This is a genomic window from Nocardia sputi (assembly GCF_023501985.1).
Genome location: NZ_JAMFLC010000018.1, coordinates 180,448 through 201,462 on the forward strand (window position 1 = coordinate 180,448; position 21,015 = coordinate 201,462).

At 66.7% G+C, this 21,015-nt stretch carries 19 protein-coding genes; 15 read left to right on the forward strand and 4 right to left on the reverse strand.

The features are described from left to right. Window positions 1-6 precede the first annotated feature (6 nt). Together M8859_RS23700 and M8859_RS23705 are read left to right on the forward strand one after the other, a co-directional pair. Window positions 7-882, forward strand: coding sequence for a helix-turn-helix domain-containing protein (locus M8859_RS23700; RefSeq protein ID WP_249644827.1), 876 nt, complete (start codon window positions 7-9; stop codon window positions 880-882). Further along, window positions 879-1,088 carry a DUF397 domain-containing protein gene (locus tag M8859_RS23705; protein WP_195069484.1) on the forward strand — a complete coding sequence of 70 codons (210 nt, stop codon included), beginning with the start codon at window positions 879-881 and terminating at the stop codon, window positions 1,086-1,088. Before M8859_RS23700 ends, M8859_RS23705 begins: the two co-directional genes overlap by 4 nt. A 133-nt stretch (window positions 1,089-1,221) precedes the next feature. Here M8859_RS23705 and M8859_RS23710 read toward each other — a convergent pair whose 3' ends face one another. After that, complete coding sequence (locus M8859_RS23710) at window positions 1,222-1,644, reverse strand: hypothetical protein (RefSeq protein ID WP_195069483.1); 423 nt, start codon at window positions 1,642-1,644, stop codon at window positions 1,222-1,224. A 238-nt stretch (window positions 1,645-1,882) separates the two neighbouring features. On the opposite strand from M8859_RS23710, the gene M8859_RS23715 reads away from it, so the two are divergent. From M8859_RS23715 to M8859_RS23740, 6 genes are all read left to right on the forward strand, one after another. After that, window positions 1,883-2,398, forward strand: coding sequence for a DUF3558 domain-containing protein (locus M8859_RS23715; protein ID WP_249644828.1), 516 nt, complete (start codon window positions 1,883-1,885; stop codon window positions 2,396-2,398). A 14-nt stretch (window positions 2,399-2,412) separates the two neighbouring features. Then, window positions 2,413-2,796 (forward strand): hypothetical protein, encoded by a 384-nt coding sequence (locus M8859_RS23720; RefSeq protein ID WP_249644829.1) that lies wholly within the window; start codon window positions 2,413-2,415, stop codon window positions 2,794-2,796. A 291-nt stretch (window positions 2,797-3,087) separates the two neighbouring features. Further along, entirely contained in the window at window positions 3,088-3,600 is a 513-nt protein-coding gene (locus M8859_RS23725; RefSeq protein ID WP_249644830.1) for a DUF3558 domain-containing protein, read from the forward strand. A 15-nt stretch (window positions 3,601-3,615) separates the two neighbouring features. After that, window positions 3,616-3,999 carry a hypothetical protein gene (locus M8859_RS23730; RefSeq protein WP_249644831.1) on the forward strand — a complete coding sequence of 128 codons (384 nt, stop codon included), beginning with the start codon at window positions 3,616-3,618 and terminating at the stop codon, window positions 3,997-3,999. Further along, window positions 3,999-5,333, forward strand: coding sequence for a hypothetical protein (locus tag M8859_RS23735; protein ID WP_249644832.1), 1,335 nt, complete (start codon window positions 3,999-4,001; stop codon window positions 5,331-5,333). Before M8859_RS23730 ends, M8859_RS23735 begins: the two co-directional genes overlap by 1 nt. Window positions 5,334-5,344: 11 nt before the next feature. After that, on the forward strand, window positions 5,345-6,112 hold the full coding sequence (locus M8859_RS23740) for an ESX secretion-associated protein EspG (protein WP_249644833.1): 768 nt from the start codon (window positions 5,345-5,347) through the stop codon (window positions 6,110-6,112). A gap of 164 nt (window positions 6,113-6,276) precedes the next feature. Here the strand turns inward: M8859_RS23740 and M8859_RS23745 are convergent, their stop codons facing one another. Continuing rightward, window positions 6,277-7,758 (reverse strand): MFS transporter, encoded by a 1,482-nt coding sequence (locus M8859_RS23745; protein WP_159920711.1) that lies wholly within the window; start codon window positions 7,756-7,758, stop codon window positions 6,277-6,279. Window positions 7,759-7,937: 179 nt separating this feature from the next. After that, window positions 7,938-8,609 (reverse strand): FadR/GntR family transcriptional regulator, encoded by a 672-nt coding sequence (locus M8859_RS23750; RefSeq protein WP_159920713.1) that lies wholly within the window; start codon window positions 8,607-8,609, stop codon window positions 7,938-7,940. Window positions 8,610-8,674: 65 nt separating this feature from the next. On the opposite strand from M8859_RS23750, the gene M8859_RS23755 reads away from it, so the two are divergent. The 6 genes from M8859_RS23755 (at window position 8,675) to M8859_RS23780 (ending at window position 16,735) form a co-directional block, all read left to right on the forward strand. Next, on the forward strand, window positions 8,675-9,928 hold the full coding sequence (locus tag M8859_RS23755; RefSeq protein WP_236565282.1) for an MFS transporter: 1,254 nt from the start codon (window positions 8,675-8,677) through the stop codon (window positions 9,926-9,928). 353 nt (window positions 9,929-10,281) lie between these two features. Then, window positions 10,282-11,745, forward strand: a complete 1,464-nt coding sequence (locus M8859_RS23760; RefSeq protein ID WP_159921285.1) for a nitrate/nitrite transporter — start codon at window positions 10,282-10,284, stop codon at window positions 11,743-11,745. Between the two features lie 28 nt (window positions 11,746-11,773). Continuing rightward, on the forward strand, window positions 11,774-14,299 hold the full coding sequence (gene nirB, locus M8859_RS23765) for a nitrite reductase large subunit NirB (RefSeq protein ID WP_195069479.1): 2,526 nt from the start codon (window positions 11,774-11,776) through the stop codon (window positions 14,297-14,299). A gap of 64 nt (window positions 14,300-14,363) precedes the next feature. Next, on the forward strand, window positions 14,364-14,765 hold the full coding sequence (gene nirD / locus M8859_RS23770; protein ID WP_159920717.1) for a nitrite reductase small subunit NirD: 402 nt from the start codon (window positions 14,364-14,366) through the stop codon (window positions 14,763-14,765). A 6-nt stretch (window positions 14,766-14,771) separates the two neighbouring features. Beyond that, complete coding sequence (locus tag M8859_RS23775; RefSeq protein WP_159920719.1) at window positions 14,772-16,013, forward strand: uroporphyrinogen-III synthase; 1,242 nt, start codon at window positions 14,772-14,774, stop codon at window positions 16,011-16,013. After that, a complete protein-coding gene (locus M8859_RS23780; protein ID WP_159920721.1) occupies window positions 16,010-16,735 on the forward strand; it encodes a sirohydrochlorin chelatase in 726 nt (241 codons plus the stop codon). The genes M8859_RS23775 and M8859_RS23780 overlap by 4 nt, the downstream gene beginning before the upstream one ends. A gap of 181 nt (window positions 16,736-16,916) precedes the next feature. On the opposite strand, the gene M8859_RS23785 is transcribed toward M8859_RS23780, so the two are convergent. After that, window positions 16,917-17,681 carry an SDR family oxidoreductase gene (locus M8859_RS23785; protein ID WP_159920723.1) on the reverse strand — a complete coding sequence of 255 codons (765 nt, stop codon included), beginning with the start codon at window positions 17,679-17,681 and terminating at the stop codon, window positions 16,917-16,919. A gap of 468 nt (window positions 17,682-18,149) precedes the next feature. On the opposite strand from M8859_RS23785, the gene M8859_RS23790 reads away from it, so the two are divergent. Further along, window positions 18,150-21,005: a TIR domain-containing protein gene (locus tag M8859_RS23790; RefSeq protein ID WP_249644834.1), complete on the forward strand. Its 2,856-nt coding sequence runs from the start codon at window positions 18,150-18,152 to the stop codon at window positions 21,003-21,005. The last annotated feature ends 10 nt before the right edge of the window (window positions 21,006-21,015 follow it).

Sequence of the window (21,015 nt, forward strand, 5' to 3'; positions counted from 1 at the left end):
AGCGGAATGGTGGGTACCAAGTCGGACCCCAGCCGGACGACGCTCCCGCGTCGCCAGCTGGGCCGCGCACTGCGCGACGCGCGCCAGGCCAACGGCTACACGCTCGAGCAGGTAGCCGAGGTCCTGGAGATCAGCCGATCTTCGCTCGGACGGCTGGAGCTGGGGCAGAACGAGAAGGTGAAGGTTCGGGATATCGAGTTCGTCTGCCAGTACTACGGGCTATCCGAGGATCGAACCGAGTATTTGAAATCACTGGTGGTTCAGTCCAACGCCAAGGTCTGGTGGCAGGACTATCGCAGCCTGATTCGACCGGGATTCAACACATATCTTCAGTTGGAGTCAGCGGCAACAGAACTCCACTTCTTTCAGTCGCTCGTCATACCCGGACTACTGCAGACGGCCGAATATGCGCGGAACGTGGAGGCCTATCCGCCGACCAGCACCGTGGATGAAGTGGAGAGGCGAGTAGGCCTGCGGATGAGACGATCCGCGATACTGACGCGACGGCACAGGCCATTGCGGGCGGAGTTCCTGCTGCACGAGGCGGCCTTGCGGACCGTGGTCGGCTCCGACCGCACCATGGCTCTGCAACATCGCCATATCGCTGACTTGAGTACCCGAGACAACATATCGATCCGAATCGTGCCGTTCACCGCTGGCTTCCCTGCGGGCTCGGCGATACCGCCGTACATAATCCTCGACTTCTTGCGGGATGAGCCTTCGGTGGTCTACACCGAAGGTGCAATCGGCACGATGTTTTTCGAGGAAGTAGATGATGTCGCGCGATTTCGATACATCTTTGACGCCCTTCGTGGCGCTGCTTTGCAAGAGCAGCCGTCCCGAGACCTTCTGAGGACGATGGCAAGGAGACACGAACAGTGACCAGCGAGCTATCCAGCGCGAAATGGTTCAAGTCAAGCCATAGCGGCGGTGGCGAAGCGTGTGTGGAAGTTGGGTGGCTCGATGCTGTTCGGGTCGGCGTCCGCGACTCGAAGAACCCGACCGGCCCGGTGCTGACCTTCACGCCGGGCGGATGGGATGCCTTCACCGCGTGTGTCAGAGACGGCGCGTTCACAACGTCGCTCTGAAACTGTGAAACAGCGGAATTAGCGGAGAGCGGCCCGGACTCCGGCACCACAGCCGGAGCCGGAGCCGGACCGCAGTTATCTTGGTACGCGATCCGGCGTCACGCGCGATCGCGCGATACCGGGCTTGGCCGGTTCACCGGCGGCTGAGCCAGACCGCTGCCAGCGGGTACGGGACGATGATCGGGGTCCCAGCGATGTTCGCCGTTCCGGTCCAGATTCCCTGGCGAGGGTCGATGTCACGCAGGTCCAGTCCGAAGGGCACGTTGTCGAACGTCACGTAGGTCTCGTCCGGCCCTACTGGTGTCTGATACCCGCCCCGCCTCGAGGCCCCACAGATCAGCACCACCGACCGGCCGTCTGGAAAGACTTGCAGATCGCAGTTCTCGATAGGCGACCCGACGACATTGGAAGGCCCCCGCCCGATGTGATAGGTCCCAGCCGGGATGACACCGTTGCGCGGAAACTCCGGATCATCAGCAGAAGCAACAGCGGGAGCAACACTCACTGCGGCGGCGGCCAGCACTGCACCGGCCGCGATCTTCCCGAACTTCACCATTCCAGCTCCTTCGATCATCAATCGAACCCAGTGGTATGTCCTAGCTTTCGTCCAGCTCGTTACTGCACTCCCACGCTAGTTGCGGTTTCAAACCCGCCACGGCACAACACAAGAGGCGGCCTACGGCCCGACAGTGGCCCGGCCGTCCGTGCAGAGATACCGGCACAGGTCGTCTGCTAGTGTTGGCGAACCTGAGTCGTCGTCACAGGTCGAGAGGGTGGGGATGAGCCGTCGAATCATGTTGACGCTGCTCGTTGGCGCGTTGACGACCGGAGTCGTCGGGTGTGGGGGCACAACGAACGGATCGCGTACGACAGGTTCAAGCACCTCTGCGGCACAGTCTCTGTTCAACCCGTGCACCGGCATCCCGGACGAAGCTTTGCGAGCGGCTGGGGTCGATCCTGCAACTGAGGAGGTCGGTGTCGCCGGAGTGCCTCAGTCCGGCTGGGAGATCTGCAACTGGGAAGGCACTCGGTACTTCATCTCAATCTTTTCTACTGGACGTACGGTGTCTGAGTTCGAGAAGAAACCTGGAAATGTCGACTTCCGAGATGTAACGGTCGCTGGTCGTAAAGGGCGACAGTTCAAGGTTGAAGGCGCATCGAAGGACCTGCTCTGTGACGTTCTTTTCGCGACGAGTGGGGGATTGATTCAGCTGCGGGTCTCCAATAGGGCCTCGGTAGGTAGCCCTGAGGATCCTTGCGCAACTTTATATCGGGTTGGCGATTCTATCGTGCCGGTATTGCCGGCTTAATTGGGGGATTACGTATGAGCGAGGTCGACGCGGCGATCTGGAAGACACTGGCCGGGCAAGCTAGATCAGGTGAGCTTTACCTCGATGATGAAAACGCTGCATATCTGTGCGCGAAGGCATGCGATGACCGCCTCGCCGACCTGGATAAGCTCCTATTGTCGGCGCAAGGTGCTCAAAATGTCTCAGGCTTCGGCGATTTCGCTATGGCTGATGACTTGACCAAGAAGTTCTTGAAACAGGCTGCCGGGGAGCCTAATTCGATCGACCAGGTCATTCGAGAACACATCGAGACCGTGAAGAACATGCGTGAGGTCATGGCGATCTCGTTCAAACGCATCACCGGCACAGACATCGAGAACGCGGCCCCGATCGCTAACGCGACCGAGCAGATGCGCTGACTCTCAGCGGGTTCATCGTGTGGGGCGGCGGGGCTGCGTCGGTGTCGTGAGCGGGTCGCTGGGTCGGGAAGAGTCGAACTCGTGGGCCTGTCCCGGTGAGTCTGCGTCTCATCTTTCGGAAAATCAATCATGTGGCGCACCACCGCGTCTGGCGGCATCGGCGCTCGGCTTTCGGCTGGTTGGGTGGAGCATGGCCGGAGATATGAGCAAGTGAGATCGAGCTGCTCGTCTGCTAGTGTGGGCCAACCTGAGTCATCACAGGTCGAGAGGGTGGGGATGAGTCGTCGAATCATGTTGACACTGCTCGTGGGTGCGTTGGCGACCGGAGTCATTGGGTGCGGGGGCACCACCAACGGAGCTCCTACGACGGGGACCAGCACGACTACGCAGTCTCTCTTCAACCCTTGTACGGGTATTCCCGATGACGCGCTGCGCGCGGCTGGAGTCGATCCTGCCACCGAGGAGAAGGGTGTTGCGGGGGTGGACCAGTCGGGCTGGGAAATCTGCCGGTGGAAGGGTAGTCGCTACTCGATGACTGTGTTCTCGACGGGGCGAACCATAGCCGAGTTCGAGAAGAAGCCTGGGAATGTCGAGTTCCGGGATGTCACGGTTGCTGGTCGGGAAGGTCGGCAGTTCAAAGTTGAAGGCGCTTCGAAGGGTCTGCTGTGCGACGTTCTTTTCCGCGCGGCTCGAGGTGTCGTTCAATTGCGAGTATCCAACTTGGCAGGTCTCGACAATCTCGAGGACCCGTGTGTGACCTTGTATCGGGTTGGGGAGTCGGTCGTACCCGTTCTACCGAATTGATCAGGGAGGGGATGGATGAACGAGGACAGCGCAGGGTTGTGGAGTCGGCTTGCTGGACAAGCCCGCGCAGGGGAAATATACCTCGACAACCAAGAAGTCGCATATGCGTGTGCGAAAGCATGTGATCAACGTATGAAGGATCTCCAAGATCTGGCAATCGCCACGCAAGATGTCCAGAACGTTTCTGGTTTCGGTGACTTCGAAATGGCCGACGACTTGGTCAAGAAGTTCCTGAAACAGGCGACCGGTGAAGACAATTCGGTCGACAAAGTCATCCTAGAACACATCGAGACCGTGAAGAACATGCGTGAAGTCATGGCCATATCATTCAAACGCATCACCGGCACAGACATCGAGAACGCGGCCCCGATCGCGAACGCTACCGAGCAGGTGCGCTGATGGTTAACCCGTTCTACAATATGAGCCTGGGGTTTCCCGACTACCCCCAGCTCGGTTCGACTATCCTGCGCAATTTCACCAACTGGATGTCCGGTGAAGAGTTGCAGCCCGATATCGATCCGGCCGCGGTGCAGGACAAGTACAACCAGCAGCGCGACGGTGTGCGCAGCCGGGCTGCCGGTGTCGGTTTCCAGGGCGAGTTCCGGCCGAGGGAAGTTCTCGACGCGGATGAGTTCGAGCGGCACGGCGTCGCGACGCTGCGGGAAAAGGTCGATCAGATCGATCTGAAGGCGGTCGGAGACTTGGTGTTCGCGTGGAACACGATCGCCGATCGGCACCAGACTTCGTTGGACAACTTCACGAAGGCGATGGCTCTGGCCACCGACGAGGGGGTGTGGCGGGGCGAGGCGCGCAACGCCGCCGCGACCGCGGTGGGCGACTACGCCGCCCAGGGGGCGCAGGTCTCGAACGCCGCGAGACTGACCAGCAGCAAGCTGTCCGAATTGTTGACGGGGTTGGAGCCGACCAAGCAACTCGTCCCGCATGCTCCGGAACATCGCAGCGGAATCGGCAACGCGCTCGCGTGGGCGGCGGGGCGCGGATGGCGCAATGACGACGTCGCCGAGTACAACGCGAAGACAGAGGCGTTGCGGGTACTGCGAACCGTCTACGCCCCGGTGGTGATGGAGTCCGACACAAACGTGCCCGTGATTCCTCGTCCGAACCCTGCTGCGAATCCGAATGGCGTCGACAACGGAAGCAATCCGCAGGGGCCGAACAGCGGGAACCCTTCGGGCACCCCGTCGTCGCCCAACTCGAATCCCACCGGTACGAATCCCACCGACGATTCGACCACCCCGTCCACCACCCAGCCCTCGGACACCACCTCTGGAACACCGGAGTCGACCAGTACCGATCCGTCGTCCACTACGCAGGATTCGACCTCACCGGCGTCGACCACGCCCGCCTTGACGACGCCTGCTCCGAGCACAGCGCCGAATACTCCTGGAAGTCCGGGAAGCCCACATCTCGGCATTCCCGGCAGTCCCAACGGGCCAGGTGCGCCGGGCGTATCGGTGTCGCCGCGAGCCACGTCGAACAACCCCAACGCGTCCCCGGCTGCTGCCGCGCGAACCGGCGCATCTCCCGGTCGCGCCGGTATGAGCGGGATGCCGGGCGGAATGGCCCCTGGTGCGCGCGGCGGCAAATCCGATGACGAGACGACCAAGGGCATTCCGGACTACCTGATCACTCAGGAACACGGCAACGAGCTCACCGGGCTCGACGACCTGCCGGGGACGGTGCCGCCGGTCATCGGTGACCACCCGCGATAAGGACCGCACACATGTCTGAAGCGCAGAGCTGGCGGTTCACCGCGCTCGAATTCCGGACCCTATGGGAGTCCACCGGCCGGGACGTACTGCCTTATCCCTTGCGGCACCAGTTCACAACGGAGTTCCGGTCGGAGAGCTTGCGGTTGCGGCAAGCGGCGGCGCAGACGCTGCGCCCGCGCATCGATGAAGATCTGTTGCGTGCGGTGGAAGTACTGCTCGCTCCGGAGGCACGGGTGGAAGTGGCCGGAGTGGCCGGCCGGACCCGCAAGCTGCGGGCGCACGCGGGGGTGCACTACCAGCACGGCGCGGTCGCGGTGCAGGAGCCGGGACCCGACCCGGAGCAAGGCGGCGATGTGGTGCTGACGTTGCTGCCCGCCGGTGAGGTGGCGCGAGCCGTGGTCGACGTGTTCCCCGCCTGCGGCCCCGGGCAGGGCAAGCAATTGCAGGCTTCGGCGGAGGAGCTGGCGCGGCCGAGACCGCCGGTCCGGGACGCCTGGCGGCCGACACCGCGAGAGGAATTCGAGCGGTTCTTCACTCGCGCGATGACTTTGATCGGTCACGTCGGTGTCTACGCGATGGGCAGCGTGGACAATCGGCATATCAACGGCCGTAAGGACTTCCAGCTCAACGATGTGGAAAACGACGGCCGTTACGTCACCTTCGGCACCGACGTGGTGACGATCAAACCCACCACTGCCGACCGAATCGCCGGTACGTTGCAACAGATGATGGCCCGCACCGTCACGGAAGTGCGCGAGGGCGTCCACCTACCGTACTGAACGGCCGAACGTCCGCCCATCGTCCCGGTGCAGGCCGGGACCCGTTGCCGGGCCTCGGTTCTCACCCAGGCGAGGGGCGGACGTTCGGTGGGCGGCTCCGCCGGAGGGGGACGGCGGCCGTCGCGCCCGTGTCCCGCGGGGTCCGGACCGCGGGACGTCGAGGGTCAGACGTTCGCGTACGCCAGCGACGGAACGCGCTGGATGGCGAACGAGGACCGCAGGTAGAACCACCAGGTGACGGTGGCCATCACCAGGAAGGTCGCGGCGTAGGCCCAGAACGCGGGAGCCATGCTGTGCAGGTGGGTGTTGGACAACCGCAGCGCCTGCTGCAACAGCCAGCCGCCGGAGGCGCCCACCGCGCCGATGACGCCGATCGCCGCGCCCGCCTGGCGCTTGGCCGAGGCGACGGCCTCTGTCATGTCGAGGCCGTGCTCGGCGGCGTACTTCTTGGACTCCGCGCTGAAGATGGTCGGGATCATCCGGTAGGTCGAGCCGTTGCCGATGCCGGTCAGCACGAACAGCAGCAGGAACGCCAGGAGGTAGAGCGGGAAGCTCTTCATCTCGAGTCCGACCATGATGAGCGCGACCGCGATCGCCATGCCGCCGAACACGTACAGGGTGATCTTCGCGCCGCCGACCTTGTCGGAGATCCAGCCGCCGAAGGGCCGGCTGAACGACCCGACCAGTGCCCCGAGGAACGCGAGGTTACCGAGCGTGGTGATCCAGCCGATCTTCGTCAGCTCCGGGAAGTTGGCCTTGATCAGCGTCGGGAAGGCGAAGGAGAAGCCGATGAACGAGCCGAAGGTACCGATGTAGAGGACGGCCATCACCCAGGTGTGGCGGTTGGTGAGGGCGCGGCGGTAGGACTTCCCGTCGGACTTGGCGGTGCTGATGCTGTCCATGTAACGCAGCGCGCCGAACGCGGCGGCCAGGATGAACGGCACCCAGACCAGGACCGACAGCGTGATGCCGAAGCGGTAACCCGCCGGGTCCTTCGCCATGAGGTGCGTGCCGAAGGTGATCAGCAACGGGAGCACCAACTGCGTCTGGGCGACGCCGAGGTTGCCGCCCGCGGCGTTGATGCCCAGCGCCGCGCCCTTCTTGCCCTCGGGGAAGAAGAAGTTGATGTTGGCCATGGAGGAGGAGAAATTGCCGCCGCCGACTCCGGCCAGCGCCGCCAGCAGCAGGAACACCCACATCGGCGTGCCGGGCTGGTTGACGAAGTAGGCCAGGCCGAGGGTCGGGATCAGCAGCATGGCCGCGCTGAAGGCGGTGAAGGCCCGCCCCCCGAACCGGGGGATGGCGAAGGTGTAGGGGATGCGCAGTGCGGCGCCGACCAGGGTGGGGGTCGAGGTCAGCAGCAGCGCGTTGCTCACCGCGGTCGGATTTCCTTGGCCGAGACCGGCGAGGAAGCCGAATCCGGCGGCGCCCATGCTGGTCACCACCGTGCCCCAGATGACCCAGACGCTGAAGCCGAGATTCTCGGCGAACACGGAGAAAAGCAGGTTCTTGCGCGCGGTTTTCGCACCGCCGGATTCCCAGAACTTCACATTGTCCGGATCCCAGTGGTCGAGCCAGCGTCCACGTTTCCGGTGTTCGAAAGTCGTTGTCGGCGACTGCTGGCCGGTGGCTGCTACGGCGGTCATCGGCTTCCTCTCGATTCGGCTCGACCGGCCCTCATCGCGGCGGTGTCGAGTGCCAAGCTACGGTCGAGACAAAGGTATGAGCCGCTTGTTGCGTCCCCGTGGCCCGCGGTGACGTTCCCGGCAATTCCGACTCACATCGCGTAAGTGCGGATGGTGACCACTCGGTTACCTCACGGCTTTCAGCGCGCGTCGGGATATTCCGCGATAAGAGAATTGAGGAAGCATCGCGTGGCCGAGGCGGCCCGTTCGGGATCGCCGTCGATCACCGCGTGCACCAAGGCGGCATGCTCCTCGGCATAGGACTCGTCGGACTTCGATGTCCGTGCGTGAATGACCTGCTCGATGATGGGCAGTAGCGAATCGTAGAACTCGAGATACACCGCGTTGTGGCTCGCGACGACGATCGCGCGGTGCAGCTGGACGTCGGCCTCGATCGCGGCGGCCCGGTCCTCGTCCCACCCCTTGTCTCGTTCGGCTAGCAAGCGCACCAAGTTCGCGATGTCGGTGTCGTCGCGGCGGCGGGCGGCCAGGGCGGCGGCGGTGGTGTCCAGCGCGAGGCGCAGTTCCAAGACATCGCGTTGCTCGGCGTCGGCGAAGTACTTGCCGAGGGTGCCACCGAGGTCGGATGCCGCGATGACATAGGTTCCGGAGCCTTGGCGACGTTCCAGCATGCCCGCGTGCACGAGAGCCTGGACGGCTTCGCGCACGGTGTTGCGGCCGGTGCCGGTGAGTTCTGTGAGCTCCGGCTCGGTGGGGATGCGGGAGCCGATGGACCAACGGCCGGAACGGATTTCGGCACGCAGCTGCTCGGTGACCTGGGCGATGAGGCTGGTTCGCCGGACGGGTTGCACCTCGACAGAGTACCGCCCATCACAAATCGTTGCCGCGCATCATCCGGTCATCCTATGATTTCTCGGTGACTGCGACTATTCCGGAAACAGCGCCCGGCCGGGAATCCGTCCTGGTCGAGCGCCGTCGACGTGCGTTGACCGAGGGCCGTCTGCTGGTTCTCACCGCCATCGTGATGTCGGCGCTCACCCTGCGGGTCGCGGTCACCGCGTACAGTCCGCTGGCCGAGCGGATCGGCGCCGAGATCGGTTACGGCGCTGCGGTCGTCGGCGTCTTCGGCATGATCCCCACCGCGATGTTCGCGTTGTCGGGACTGCTCACGCCGATCTTGGCGGTCCGGCTCGGGCTGGAGCGCACGGCGCTGACGGCCATGCTGATGGCCGGCGCGGGCATGCTGATCCGGGTGCTGATGTCGGGCACCGCCGAACTGCTCGTCTTCTCGGCCCTCGCGCTGGCGGGCATGGGCATCGGCAACGTGGTGATCCCGCCTCTGGTCAAGCGGTACTTCCCGGATCGACTCGCGGTGATCAGCTCGCTGTACATCGTGATGGTGCAACTCGGCACGGTCGTGCCCGCCTTCGCCGCGGTCCCGCTCGCGGATGCGCACGGCTGGCGCGTCTCGCTCGGTGTGTGGGGCCTGCTCGGCTTCGCCGCCGCGGTGCCTTGGCTGGCGGTGCTGCGCGGCAGACGCGGACATGACGGCGCGGACATGACCGCGCTGCCGGGACAAGCGCCGGATACCGGGCGCGTGTGGCGCTCACCGATCGCCTGGGGGATGGCGGGCATGTTCGGCATGACCTCGCTCACGACCTATGCGATGTTCACCTGGTTGCCGAAGATCCTGACCGAGGCGGGCGCGAGCGCCGCGTACGGCGGAGCCATGGTGGGGCTGTTCGCCGTGGTCGGCTTGGTCGCCGCCCTCACCGCGCCGACCCTTGTCGCCCGGTTCGGTAATCCGTTCCCGGTGGTGGTCGTGTGCGCCGTGCTGTTCTTCGTGGCGTTCGCCGGGCTGCTCACCGCGCCGATGGCCGCCCCCATCCTGTGGGTCGTCGTGCTCGGCCTCGGCCCGAGCACCTTCCCGATGGCGCTGACCCTGATCAACTTGCGCACCCGTACGCCCGCCGGGTCGGCGGCGCTGTCCGGCTTCACTCAGGGCGTCGGCTACGCGGTGGCCTGTGTGGGGCCGCTGCTGTTCGGGGTGCTGCGCACGGCCACCGGCGGGTGGCTCATCCCGTTCGGGATGCTCGGCGTCGCGGTGCTGGTGTTGCTCGCGGGCGCCTGGCAGGCGTGCAAGCCGCGCCTGCTCGAAGACACGTGGTGACATCCCGGCGCGATCGCGATGCGCGGGAATCTCACAACTCGGGTTGCGGGACTGTGCGAACCGGGTGAGGATGTGCGCATGAATTCGCGCCGCCAGTAGCGCGCGTCACACCTCACCGATCGCATTATTCGATATCGGCCTTTTTGTGACGGACGGAAACCGTTGTGTCACATGCCTGAAACATTCGATAGAAACTCACCCCGGTGCGGCGGTAATCGTGAGCAACCGTTGATTTCACGGTCATTTCACGCAGCATTTCGGCAATACCCATTTCCTACCGTGGGGCCAACCGACTTTGGGAGGCCCCGTTGAGCACGCTGACGCGTAACCGTCTGGAAGCGCTGGGACGGACTATGTTCCGCAGGCCGCGCATCGAGCACTGGGACGCCGAGGATGTCGCCGCCTGGGAAGCAGGCGGCAAGGACATCGCCAGGCGCAACCTGATCTGGTCGGTCTTCGCCGAGCACGTCGGGTTCTCGGTCTGGTCGATCTGGTCGGTGATGGTGCTGTTCATGCCCACCGACAAGTTCGGCATCGATCCGGCGGGCAAGTTCTTCCTGGTCGCGATGCCGACGCTGGTCGGCGCGTTCCTGCGGATTCCCTACACCGTGGCGACCGCGCGCTTCGGCGGGCGCAACTGGACGGTCTTCAGCGCGCTGATGCTGCTGATCCCGACCCTGCTCACGCTGTATTTCGTCAACCAGCCCGGCACCTCGTACACGACGTTCCTCGTGGTCGCGGCCTTCGCCGGCTTCGGTGGCGGCAACTTCGCCTCCTCGATGACCAACATCAACGCGTTCTACCCCCAGCGGCTCAAGGGCTGGGCGCTGGGCCTGAACGCGGGCGGCGGCAACATCGGCGTCCCGGTGATCCAGCTGATCGGCCTGTTCGTCATCGCGACCCTCGGCAACGAGTACGCCTCGTTGATCTGCGCGATCTACTTGGTGTTCATCGCGATCGCCGGCGTGGGCGCCGCGCTGTACATGGACAACCTGCCCAACCAGAAGGCCGACCTGTCCTACATGATCACGGCTTTGAAGGTGCCGCAGTCCTGGGCGATCGCGTTCCTCTACATCGGCACCTTCGGCTCGTTCATCGGCTACAGCTTCGCCTTCGGGCAGATCCTGCAGATCAGCTTCCGGGCGGGCGGCGACAGCGTCGCGCAGGCCACGCTGCACGCCGCGCAGATCGCCTTCCTCGGCCCGCTGCTCGGTTCGCTGGCCAGGCCGTATGGCGGCAAATGGGCCGACCGTATCGGCGGCAGCCGGGTCACTCTCTACGTCTTCGGCGCCATGATGGCGGCGGCCGTGCTGGTCACCGGGGCCAGCATGATGGCCGACAACAACAACGGCGTGGCCAGCGGCGCGGTGATGACCGCCCTCGTGGTCGGCTTCATCGCCCTGTTCGTGCTCTCCGGCATCGGCAACGGGTCGGTCACCAAGATCATCCCGTCGGTGTTCGAGGCCAAGTCCAGGAGCCTGGACGCCACCCCGGACGCGCGGGCGGCCTGGTCGCAGAACACCTCCGGCGCGCTGATCGGATTCGTCGGCGCCATCGGTGCGCTCGGCGGCGTGGCCATCAACTTGGTGCTGCGTTCCTCATACGCCTCGACCCAGTCGGCCACCACCGCGTTCTGGGTGTTCATGGCCTTCTACGTGGTCTGCGCCCTCGTGGTCTGGGCGGTCTTCCTGCGCCGTCCCGGCGTGCGCGGCGTCGCCACCGAGTCCGATGTCGTCACCGAAGCCGAGACGTTCGTCCTCGAAGCAGAAGCAGGCCGCTCCCAGTCCCCGTCCGCCGGCTCGTCGGCCCGCGCCTGACCCCCGATCCAGTCCAGGAGGACCCCAGATGAACCCCACAGTCGCTCGCAAGACCGCGGTGGTCGTCGGCCATGGCATGGTCGGGCACCGGTTCGTGGAGGCGCTGCGCTCGCGCGACACCGAAGGCCACTGGCAGGTGATCGTGCTCAGCGAGGAGCAGCTGCCCGCCTACGACCGCGTCGGCCTGTCGTCCTACGTCGGCGCCTGGGACGCGAGCGCGCTCGCGCTGCCCGGCAACGAGTACGCCGGTGACGAGCTGGTCGAGCTGCGACTGGGCCAGCGCGCCGAGTCGATCGACCGGGCGGCGCGCAAGGTGACCACGTCGGCAGGCGACATCCTCGCCTACGACGCGCTCGTGCTGGCCACCGGCTCCTACCCGTTCGTGCCTCCGGTGCCCGGTCACGACCGACCGGAGTGCTTCGTCTACCGCACCCTCGAGGACCTGGACGGCATCCGCGCCGCCGCCGAGGCCGCCGGACCCGGCGCGGCCGGCGTGGTGGTCGGTGGCGGACTGCTCGGCCTGGAGGCCGCGAACGCGCTGCGTCTGCTCGGGCTGACCCCGCACGTGGTCGAGTACAACACCCGGCTGATGCCCGCGCAGGTCGACGAGGGCGGCGGCGCCATCCTGGAGCGGCTGGTCACCGACCTCGGCCTGCACGTGCACACCGGCGTCGGCACCTCCTCGATCGAGGGGGCGGGCACGGGCGTGAAGGTCACCCTCTCCGACGAGACGGTGATCGAGGCCGGGCTGGTGGTGTTCTCCGCCGGTGTCCGCCCGCGCGACCAGATCGCCCGCGACGCGGGGCTGGAAGTCGGCCCGCGCGGCGGCATCATCACCGACCTCGGCTTGCAGACCTCCGACCCGAACATCTGGGCCATCGGTGAATGCGCCGCCGTTGAGGGCGTGTGCTACGGCTTGGTCGCGCCGGGCTACAGCACCGCCGAGATCGTGGCCGACCGCCTCCTGGGCGGCGCGGGCGAGTTCCCTGGTGCGGACATGTCGACCAAGCTCAAGCTGCTGGGTGTCGACGTGGCCAGCTTCGGCGACGCGCACGGCGTCACCGAGGGCGCGCTGTCGGTCGTGCTGCACGACGCGGCGAAGGGCACCTACGCCAAGCTGGTCGTCTCCGATGACGCGAAGATCCTGCTCGGCGGCATCCTGGTCGGCGACGCCACCGCCTATTCGGCGCTGCGCCCGCTGGTCGGCCGTCCGCTGCCCGCCGAACCGGCCGCGCTGATCTCGCCCGCCGGCGCGGAACTGGGCGCCGACGCGCTGCCCGACGACGCGCAGATCTGCTCGTGCAACAACGTCTCGAAGGGCGCGATCTGCGGGGCGATCGCGGACGGCGCCTGCGACGTCCCGGCGATCAAGAGCTGCACCTCCGCCGGAACCTCCTGCGGCGGTTGCGTTCCCATGCTCAAGAAGCTGCTCGAGCAGTCCGGCGTGGAGATGTCGAAGGCGCTGTGCGAGCACTTCGAGCAGTCGCGCGCCGAGCTGTTCCAGATCGTCCAGGTCACCGGCATCCGCACCTTCTCCGGCCTGCTCGCCAAGTACGGCAAGGGCGCGGGTTGCGACATCTGCAAGCCGACCGTCGCCTCCATCCTCGCCTCCACCTCGAGCGATCACATCCTCGACGGCGAGCAGGCCGCGCTGCAGGACACCAACGACCACTTCCTGGCCAACCTGCAGAAGAACGGCACCTACTCGGTGGTGCCCAGGATGCCCGGCGGCGAGGTGACCGCCGAGCAGCTGATCACCATCGGTGAGGTGGCCAAGGAATTCGGCCTGTATGTGAAGGTCACCGGCGGCCAGCGCATCGACCTGTTCGGCGCGCGCGTCGAGCAGTTGCCGCTGATCTGGAAGCGGCTGGTCGAGGCGGGCATGGAATCCGGGCACGCGTACGGCAAGTCGCTGCGCACCGTGAAGAGCTGCGTCGGCTCCACGTGGTGCCGCTACGGTCAGCAGGACTCGGTCGGCATGGCCGTGCTGCTGGAGAAGCGCTACCGCGGCCTGCGGTCGCCGCACAAGCTCAAGCTGGCGGTCTCCGGCTGCGCCCGCGAATGCGCCGAGGCGCGCGGCAAGGACGTCGGTGTGATCGCCACCGAGAACGGCTGGAACCTCTACGTCGGCGGCAACGGCGGCCTCACCCCGAAGCACGCGGTGCTGCTGGCCGGTGAGCTCGACGACGAGACGCTGATCAAGTACATCGATCGGTACCTGATGTTCTACATCCGCACCGCCGACCGTTTGCAGCGCACCGCCCCGTGGCAGGAGGCGCTGGAAGGCGGCATGGATTACCTCAAGCAGGTGATCTGTGAGGACAGCCTCGGCATCGCCGAGGATCTGGAGACGGCGATGGCCCAGCATGTCGCCGGCTACCGCGACGAGTGGGCCGCGGTGCTGGAAGACGAAGAGAAGCTGTCTCGCTTCGTGTCGTTCGTCAACGCCCCGGAGGAAGCCGATCCGACGATTTCCTTCGACGAAACCGGGGAGCGGAAGGTTCCCGTCCTGCTCGGACTGCCGGAAGTCCCGGTCGCCACGCAGGGGAAATGACCGCTTAACCGCTTGGAAACAGAACGTCGGTACCAATGAGTAAGGCGTTTGGAGGATGACACCGATGACCGTGATCGATACCCCCGGCATCGCCGCAGCTACCACCACAGGGTGGACGCAGGCATGCCGTCTCGACTACCTGATTCCCGGCCGCGGCGTTGCGGTGTTGCTGAAAGGCGGCCGTCAGGCCGCCCTGTTCCTGCTGGAGAACGGCATGCTGTATGCCGTCGGCAATATCGATCCGATCGGCCGGGCGGCGGTTATGTCGCGCGGGATCGTCGGCGATCGCGGCGGGGTGCCCGTCGTGGCCTCGCCGCTGCTGAAGCAGGCTTTCTCCCTGGTCGACGGGCGTTGCCTGGACGACGAATCGGCGATGCTGCCGGTGTACGCGGTGCGCGTGGACGACGGCATCGTTTCGATTTCCAACGAGCCGGTGTCCACCGCGCTCGCGTCCTCGGATGGATGAACGCCAATGACAACAGTTGACGCGGGCGAAAGCCTGGCCGGATTCACGGTGGGTATCACGGCGGCCAGACGGGCGGAGGAGTTCGCCACGCTGCTGGAACGGCGCGGCGCGACCATCGTCTCGGCGCCGGCCATCCGGATCATCCCCCTGTCCGACGACAACGAGCTGGAGCGGGTGACCAGGCAGCTGGTCGCCGATCCGCCGCAGATCACCGTGGCCACCACGGGAATCGGCTTCCGCGGGTGGATGGAGGCTGCCGAAGGCTGGGGCCTGGCCGAGGACTTGCGCGCGACGCTCGGGACCACCCGGATGCTCGCCCGCGGCCCGAAGGCCAAGGGCGCCATCCGCGCCGCGGAACTGCGCGAGGAATGGTCGCCCGCCTCCGAGTCCTCCGCCGAGGTGCTCGATCACCTGCTCGGTGAGGGCGTGGAGGGCGTCCGGATCGCGGTGCAGCTGCACGGCGCCACCACCGAGTGGGAGCCGGTGCCCGACTTCTGCGAGGTCCTGCGCTGCGCGGGCGCCGACGTCGTGCCGGTGCCGGTGTACCGCTGGGTGCCGCCGGAGGACCAGGGGCCGATGGACAACCTCATCGAGGCCATCGTCACCTCCGGCATGGACTGCGTCACCTTCACCAGCGCGCCCGCCGTGGCGTCGATGCTGATGCGCGCCAAGGAAACCGGGCTGCTGGAAGGGTTGCTGTACGCGCTGCGCGGTCGGGTGTTGCCCGCCTGCGTCGGCCCGATCACGGCGGCGCCGCTCGAGGAGCTCGGGGTGCCCACCTCGATGCCGGGCCGGGCCCGGCTGGGTGCGCTGGCCCGCCACGTCGCCGAGGAACTGCCCCGGCGCGCCAACCGGATTCACGCCGCGGGACACATCATCAGCGTGCGTGGCGCGTGCGTGGTGGTGGACGGTCAGGTGCGTCAGCTGGCGCCCGCCCCGATGGCCCTGATGCGCTCGCTGGCCCGCCAGCCCGGCCGGGTCGTCTCGCGTGAGGACTTGCTCGCCGCGCTGCCCGGCGGCGGGGATGACACGCACGCGGTGGAGACCGCCATCGCCCGTCTGCGCGCCGGACTCGGCACGCCGAAAGCGATTCAGACCGTGGTCAAACGCGGGTACCGGCTCGCGCTGGACCCGGCGGAATGTACCGACAACAACCCCAGGCCCACCGCGACAGGAGGACCGCAAGTGCCCGGCGTCGGAATTCCGACCCGGGCACCTCGGTACATCCAGGCTGCGGGGAGCTGGTGACCGCTCCCGCCCTGGTGCTGGTGGCCCACGGGACCCGCAGCACCAAGGGCGTGCAGATGATCGCGGCGCTCGCTGAAGCCGTGACGAAGCAACTCGGGGAGAGCCCGTGGGTGCGCACGGCATTCGTCGACGTGCTCGGTCCTTCGCCGTCGGAAGTGCTGCGCGATCTGGTGACGCCGACCGGGGAAACCGTTCCCGCCGTGGTGGTTCCGGCGTTCCTGGCCTCGGGTTATCACGTCTACCAGGATGTGCCGCGCGAGGTGGCCGACAGCGCCCATCCCGCCGTGGCGGTCACGCCCGCCATGGGGCCGGATCCGGCGCTGGCGCGGATCATGGCGATGCGGCTGCGCGCGGCGGGCTGGACGCCCGGTGACGCGGTGGTCTTCGCCGCCGCGGGCTCTTCGGACGCTCGTGCCCGCCAGGATGTCCGGCGCGCGGCCGCACTGCTGGCCGAGCGCCTCGGTTCCGCGGTACGTATCGGCTACGTCGCGACCGGTGCGCCGCGCGTGCCGGACGTGGTCGCCGAACTGCGCGCGGCGGGGGAGCGCCGGGTCTTCGTCGCCTCCTACCTGCTCGCACACGGCTTGTTCCAGCAGCGCCTGCGCGAGGCGGGCGCCGACGGCGTCGCCGAGCCCATCGGCGTGCACCCGGCGGTGGTCCGGTTGATCGCCGACCGCTACCGGGTCGCCGCGGGCGAGATGGTCCGGGCGCGGGCGCACTGAGCAGTACGCGTATGGGGCAAACGTGCCTCAGCGGAGGGTTGCAGGTGCGCGGGATCGTGGAGAGCGCCTGGCACTGCGGGCTGGACCGTCGCACCCTGGTGTGATTCGACCGTGGATGTCGCGATCGGCCTGGTGGTTCTCGTCGCGTCGGCATCCGGTGTGATGCGCCACGCCGATGCTCCTACTCGGCGGTGTAGGCGTTCGTGGGATTCGAAGCGACGAATTCCGCCCAGGTCTGCTCGCCATCGGGATGATCCGGACAGGTGTTCACCCCCGCCCGGAAAGCGCGCCCGACCCGTCCGGGCACCGGCAGCGCGACGATCCGGCGCGGACGCCGCCGGGCGTCCCGCCACACCCGAGCCAGCTGCGCCATCGTCAGCACCTCCGGACCCCCGAAGTCGGGAGCACGACCGAGCGGACCGCCCTCGACCAACTCGGCGATCCGCCCCGCCACGTCAGCGGCAGCGACCGGTTGGAAACGGAAGCTCGACGGCAACGGCGCCACGGGCCACCCTTCGACGGTCTGCAAGACGGCCCCGAGCAACTCGTGGAACTGGGTCGCCCGCAGGATCGTGTGCGGCACACCGCTGTCGATAATCGCTCGTTCGCAGGCCACCTTGTTGCGGTAATACCGGAACGGAATGTCATCGATCCCGACGATCGACACGTAGAGCAGGTACCGGACCCCGCGTGCGGCCCGGAGCAGATTCTCGGTCTGCGCTATATCCGGTCGGCCCATGCGACGGGAATCGGAGGCCGCGTGCACGACCACCTCGGTTCCGGCCACAGCCTCCGCCACGCCCGCGCCGCTGCGCAGATCCCCGATGTGTGTGCCCGCGCCCGAGCGACGTGAAAGCACCCGCACCTCGTGGTCCGCTTCACGCAACCGAGCGACCACGAGCCTGCCGAGCGCACCGGTTCCGCCGGTGACGAGAATTTCGGCCATGAACCATCATTACCGGTGACGCCCGGCGGCATGCGGGAGGTCGCTGTCACTGGTGAGTCGCTCGGAGCGTGATAGCCCAGCCGCCGAGGCGCTGTCTCGGTCGCTACCCTGCCAATTCGTGGTCGCGTGCCCCCCAATCAATTGGGGGATAGGCCCGAGACCCCCATTGCTGGTACCAAGTTGGGTGCGACAGTTGGATAGTCGCCACGGCGCCGCGGGAATCTCGACAATCGGGAGGGGGCCTTATGCCCGTGCAAGGACCGATTCCGCGTCGGGGGTCGGCTGAGACATCCGCAACGTGGGTGCTGGAGCTGCCGTGGGCACGGTAGCCGGAATATGCTCCGTCGCGCGGGCGCAAGGAAGTGCAGCGCCTACGTCGATGGATGCGACCGACCGCATTCCCGGTGAGCCGCGCCCAGGCGCGGTAGAGCGCGAGGCGAGTTCGTGAGCGTGCTGCGTCGAAGGCGAATGACGCGTTCGGACACCGGGTACGGGGCCTTCCTGTCCTACAGCGGTGACCGAGACCGGGCCTTGCTTCCCTCGGTACAGAACGCGATCGAGAAGCTGCCGCGACCGTGGTACCGCTTTCCGCGGATGCGTGTGTTCCTCGACTACAGCGGCGTCTCGATCGGTCCCGAACTGTGGGGCAAGATCGTCGCCGGTCTGTCGCGTTCGAAGTGGCTCGTCGTGATCGCGTCCCCCGAGGCTGCCCGGTCGGCGTGGGTCGACCGGGAGATCGAGTGGTGGCTGGCGAATCGATCTCCCGAGACGATCCTGCTGGTTCTCAGCGCCGGTTCTCTGGAGTGGGACGAGCAAGCAGGCGACTGGGACCGCGCCCGCTCGACCGCGCTGCCGCCGCGTCTGTTCGGGGCCTACGCCGCAGAGCCGGTATACAAGACGATCAAGTGGCGCGAGGGCGCGGACGGAGTCCCGTACCCGGACATCGACGCCATCGCGGTGAGCATTGCCTCGGTGGTCCGCGGCGTCTCCGAGGCGGACGTCAAGTCCGAGGGCTACCAGCAGACCAAGCACAACTTGCGCTGGGCGCAGGCCGCCATCGTCACGTTGGCCATGATGCTGGTCTCGGCGCTGGTCGCAGGGTTCGTTGCCTGGGTGCAGAGCAATCGCGCCGAGGAGCAGGCAGGGATCGCCACGGCCCGGCTCATGGCTTCTGTCGCCGACACCAGACTGACCACCGATGTTCGCGCGGCCCTGCTGCTGGCCGTCGCGGCATACCGTCTCGACCCGAGCCCGCGCCACCATGCCGCGCTGCTGCGGGCGAATCTGGCCAGTCCAGGCGTCGCCCGGTACGTTGCCGCGCCCGCGGACGTCGCTGTCCTGCGCAGCAGCGCCGACGGCCGAACCGTGGTCGCCGGACTCGCCGACGGGCAGGTGGTGACGTGGGCGCCCGGTGATCCGGCGACGACTCCCGTCGCGGGCTTGCCCGGCCGGATTCGGTCGGTGGCCGTCGCCGCGGACGGCCGGACCGTCATCGCCACCGATGGTGTGTCGACCACGTTGTGGCGCGGGGATTTCGGCCGACGCGATTTCGGCGCGCCGAATCAGCGCAGCGCCGATGTCGTCGCGATCTCCGAGTCCGGGAAGTTCGGCGCGGTCCACCGGAGCCATACCGACGCGGCCGGGCGCTTCGAAGGTGCGGTCGATGTCATCGACGCGCTGTCCGGAGGGGTTGTCTCCTCGCATCCGACCGGCCGAGAGATGCGGAGCATGGTATTTCCCGACGACACGACGTTGCGTCTGCTCGACACCGGCGGCCACGTGCGAGAGATCTCCCTGCGAGACGGGGCTGTCGCGGACATCTCACCCCTGGATGCGGACTACGTTTGCGGTGTCGGACAGAAGGTCGGAGAACTGTCGGCCGACGGGTCCTCGTTCACGTGTGGAGTCATGCCCGGCCTTCCGGTCCCGGTGTTCCGGCTGCGCGCGACCCCGGATGCTCCTCGCCCGGAGGACGGGTACGCCGGTGTCGCCATGCCCAGCCGCTGGTCGCCCGCCGTGCTCAGCCGCACGGGACGCACGGCAGCGGTGCCCAGCGACGGCCGTGGCTTCTATGTTGCCGACGTGACGGCCGGCATCAAGCCTCCGGAGCCGCCGCCGCTGATCACCGGCGCCGCCGTAGATTTCGACCGAGCGCTACTGCGGTTCCTCGGAACTTCCGAAACGCGGCTGGTGTCGGCCTCCGGGCCGCTGATCACCCTGTGGGACCTCGAGCAGCGTGACCGCCTGGCGAAATCCATCGCCGTGCCGATCGTCAAAGGATGCAACTCTTGTGAGCCCAGCTTGTCCCTCTCGCCGGACGGGCGCACCGCTGTGATCGAGGGTCAGCACAAGAATCCGGATACAGCCGTGCTGAACAGCGACGTGGTGATCATTCAACAACTCGGACCGGACTCGTCCCAGCAGCACCTCATACCAGGACTGTCCGCCACTCCCGCGTGGCGACCGGACGGCACCGTGCTGGCTCTCGCCGCGAATCCCGTCTCCGGCGCGGAACGTCGCGTACCCGCGCGCAAGCCAGAGGTGTCAACGCCGTTCGAGGTGGCGGTCCTGTCCTCTCCGCCCCCGTATCTACGCGTCCGCGCGGCCGGAGTATCGCCCTCTTCGCCCACCGCGGTGTCGATGGACAGCAGCGGCAGGGTGTACGTGCACAATTTGGCGACCGGCGGTATCGAGACGGAATCCCTGCTGGCAGGCGGCGCGGTCGACTCCGACGAGGCTCAGGAAGCGGTGATCGACGCGACCGGTGAGTGGCTGGCTGTGCGCGATGCCGACCACATCTCGGTCTACGACTCGTCCGAACGGCAGAGTGCGCACGATCTCGAGGGCAAGGACGTGCAAGCGATGCTGTTCGCCGGACCGCATCTGCTGATCCGCAGACAGGACAGTATCGAAATCTGGGATCGGACCGGCTCCATCCGTGAGCGGACGATTCCCTTCCGCGGCACTCGGGGCGCGACCTCGCAGCTTTCCGCCGCGGCGGACGCGGCCGTGGTCGTCGCGACAGACCAGGCAGGCTACTCGACGCTTTTCGCGGCCGACGGCACGAATCTGGGGGAGATAGAGCCCGATTCCGTCTGGCACGTCCAATCCGCTGTCGCCTTGTCCCCTGATGGACGGCGTCTCGTGACGGTAAGCCCCGGTCCCGAATTCTCCGGGGGCGCCGATGGCACGCTGATCGAACGCGACATCTCGCCGGAGGGCTTGATTCGGACCGCTTGCGCGCATGCCGCCACCGATCTCGCCGACGCCGAGTGGGACGCCCTGATAGGGATCGCGCGTCCTGCCGAAGCCCGCTGTCCCTGAGGTGCACAGC

Bases quoted from the DNA above. Each gene is read 5' to 3' on its own strand.
- M8859_RS23785 (WP_159920723.1), bottom strand. From the start codon at position 17,681: ATGGCCGAAATTCTCGTCACCGGCGGAACCGGTGCGCTCGGCAGGCTC.
- M8859_RS23700 (WP_249644827.1), top strand. From the start codon at position 7: ATGGTGGGTACCAAGTCGGACCCCAGCCGGACGACGCTCCCGCGTCGC.
- M8859_RS23710 (WP_195069483.1), bottom strand. From the start codon at position 1,644: ATGGTGAAGTTCGGGAAGATCGCGGCCGGTGCAGTGCTGGCCGCCGCC.
- M8859_RS23760 (WP_159921285.1), top strand. From the start codon at position 10,282: ATGTTCCGCAGGCCGCGCATCGAGCACTGGGACGCCGAGGATGTCGCC.
- M8859_RS23745 (WP_159920711.1), bottom strand. From the start codon at position 7,758: ATGACCGCCGTAGCAGCCACCGGCCAGCAGTCGCCGACAACGACTTTC.
- nirD (WP_159920717.1), top strand. From the start codon at position 14,364: ATGACCGTGATCGATACCCCCGGCATCGCCGCAGCTACCACCACAGGG.
- M8859_RS23730 (WP_249644831.1), top strand. From the start codon at position 3,616: ATGAACGAGGACAGCGCAGGGTTGTGGAGTCGGCTTGCTGGACAAGCC.
- M8859_RS23740 (WP_249644833.1), top strand. From the start codon at position 5,345: ATGTCTGAAGCGCAGAGCTGGCGGTTCACCGCGCTCGAATTCCGGACC.
- M8859_RS23715 (WP_249644828.1), top strand. From the start codon at position 1,883: ATGTTGACGCTGCTCGTTGGCGCGTTGACGACCGGAGTCGTCGGGTGT.
- M8859_RS23725 (WP_249644830.1), top strand. From the start codon at position 3,088: ATGTTGACACTGCTCGTGGGTGCGTTGGCGACCGGAGTCATTGGGTGC.
- M8859_RS23720 (WP_249644829.1), top strand. From the start codon at position 2,413: ATGAGCGAGGTCGACGCGGCGATCTGGAAGACACTGGCCGGGCAAGCT.
- M8859_RS23775 (WP_159920719.1), top strand. From the start codon at position 14,772: ATGACAACAGTTGACGCGGGCGAAAGCCTGGCCGGATTCACGGTGGGT.
- M8859_RS23735 (WP_249644832.1), top strand. From the start codon at position 3,999: ATGGTTAACCCGTTCTACAATATGAGCCTGGGGTTTCCCGACTACCCC.
- nirB (WP_195069479.1), top strand. From the start codon at position 11,774: ATGAACCCCACAGTCGCTCGCAAGACCGCGGTGGTCGTCGGCCATGGC.
- M8859_RS23790 (WP_249644834.1), top strand. From the start codon at position 18,150: ATGACGCGTTCGGACACCGGGTACGGGGCCTTCCTGTCCTACAGCGGT.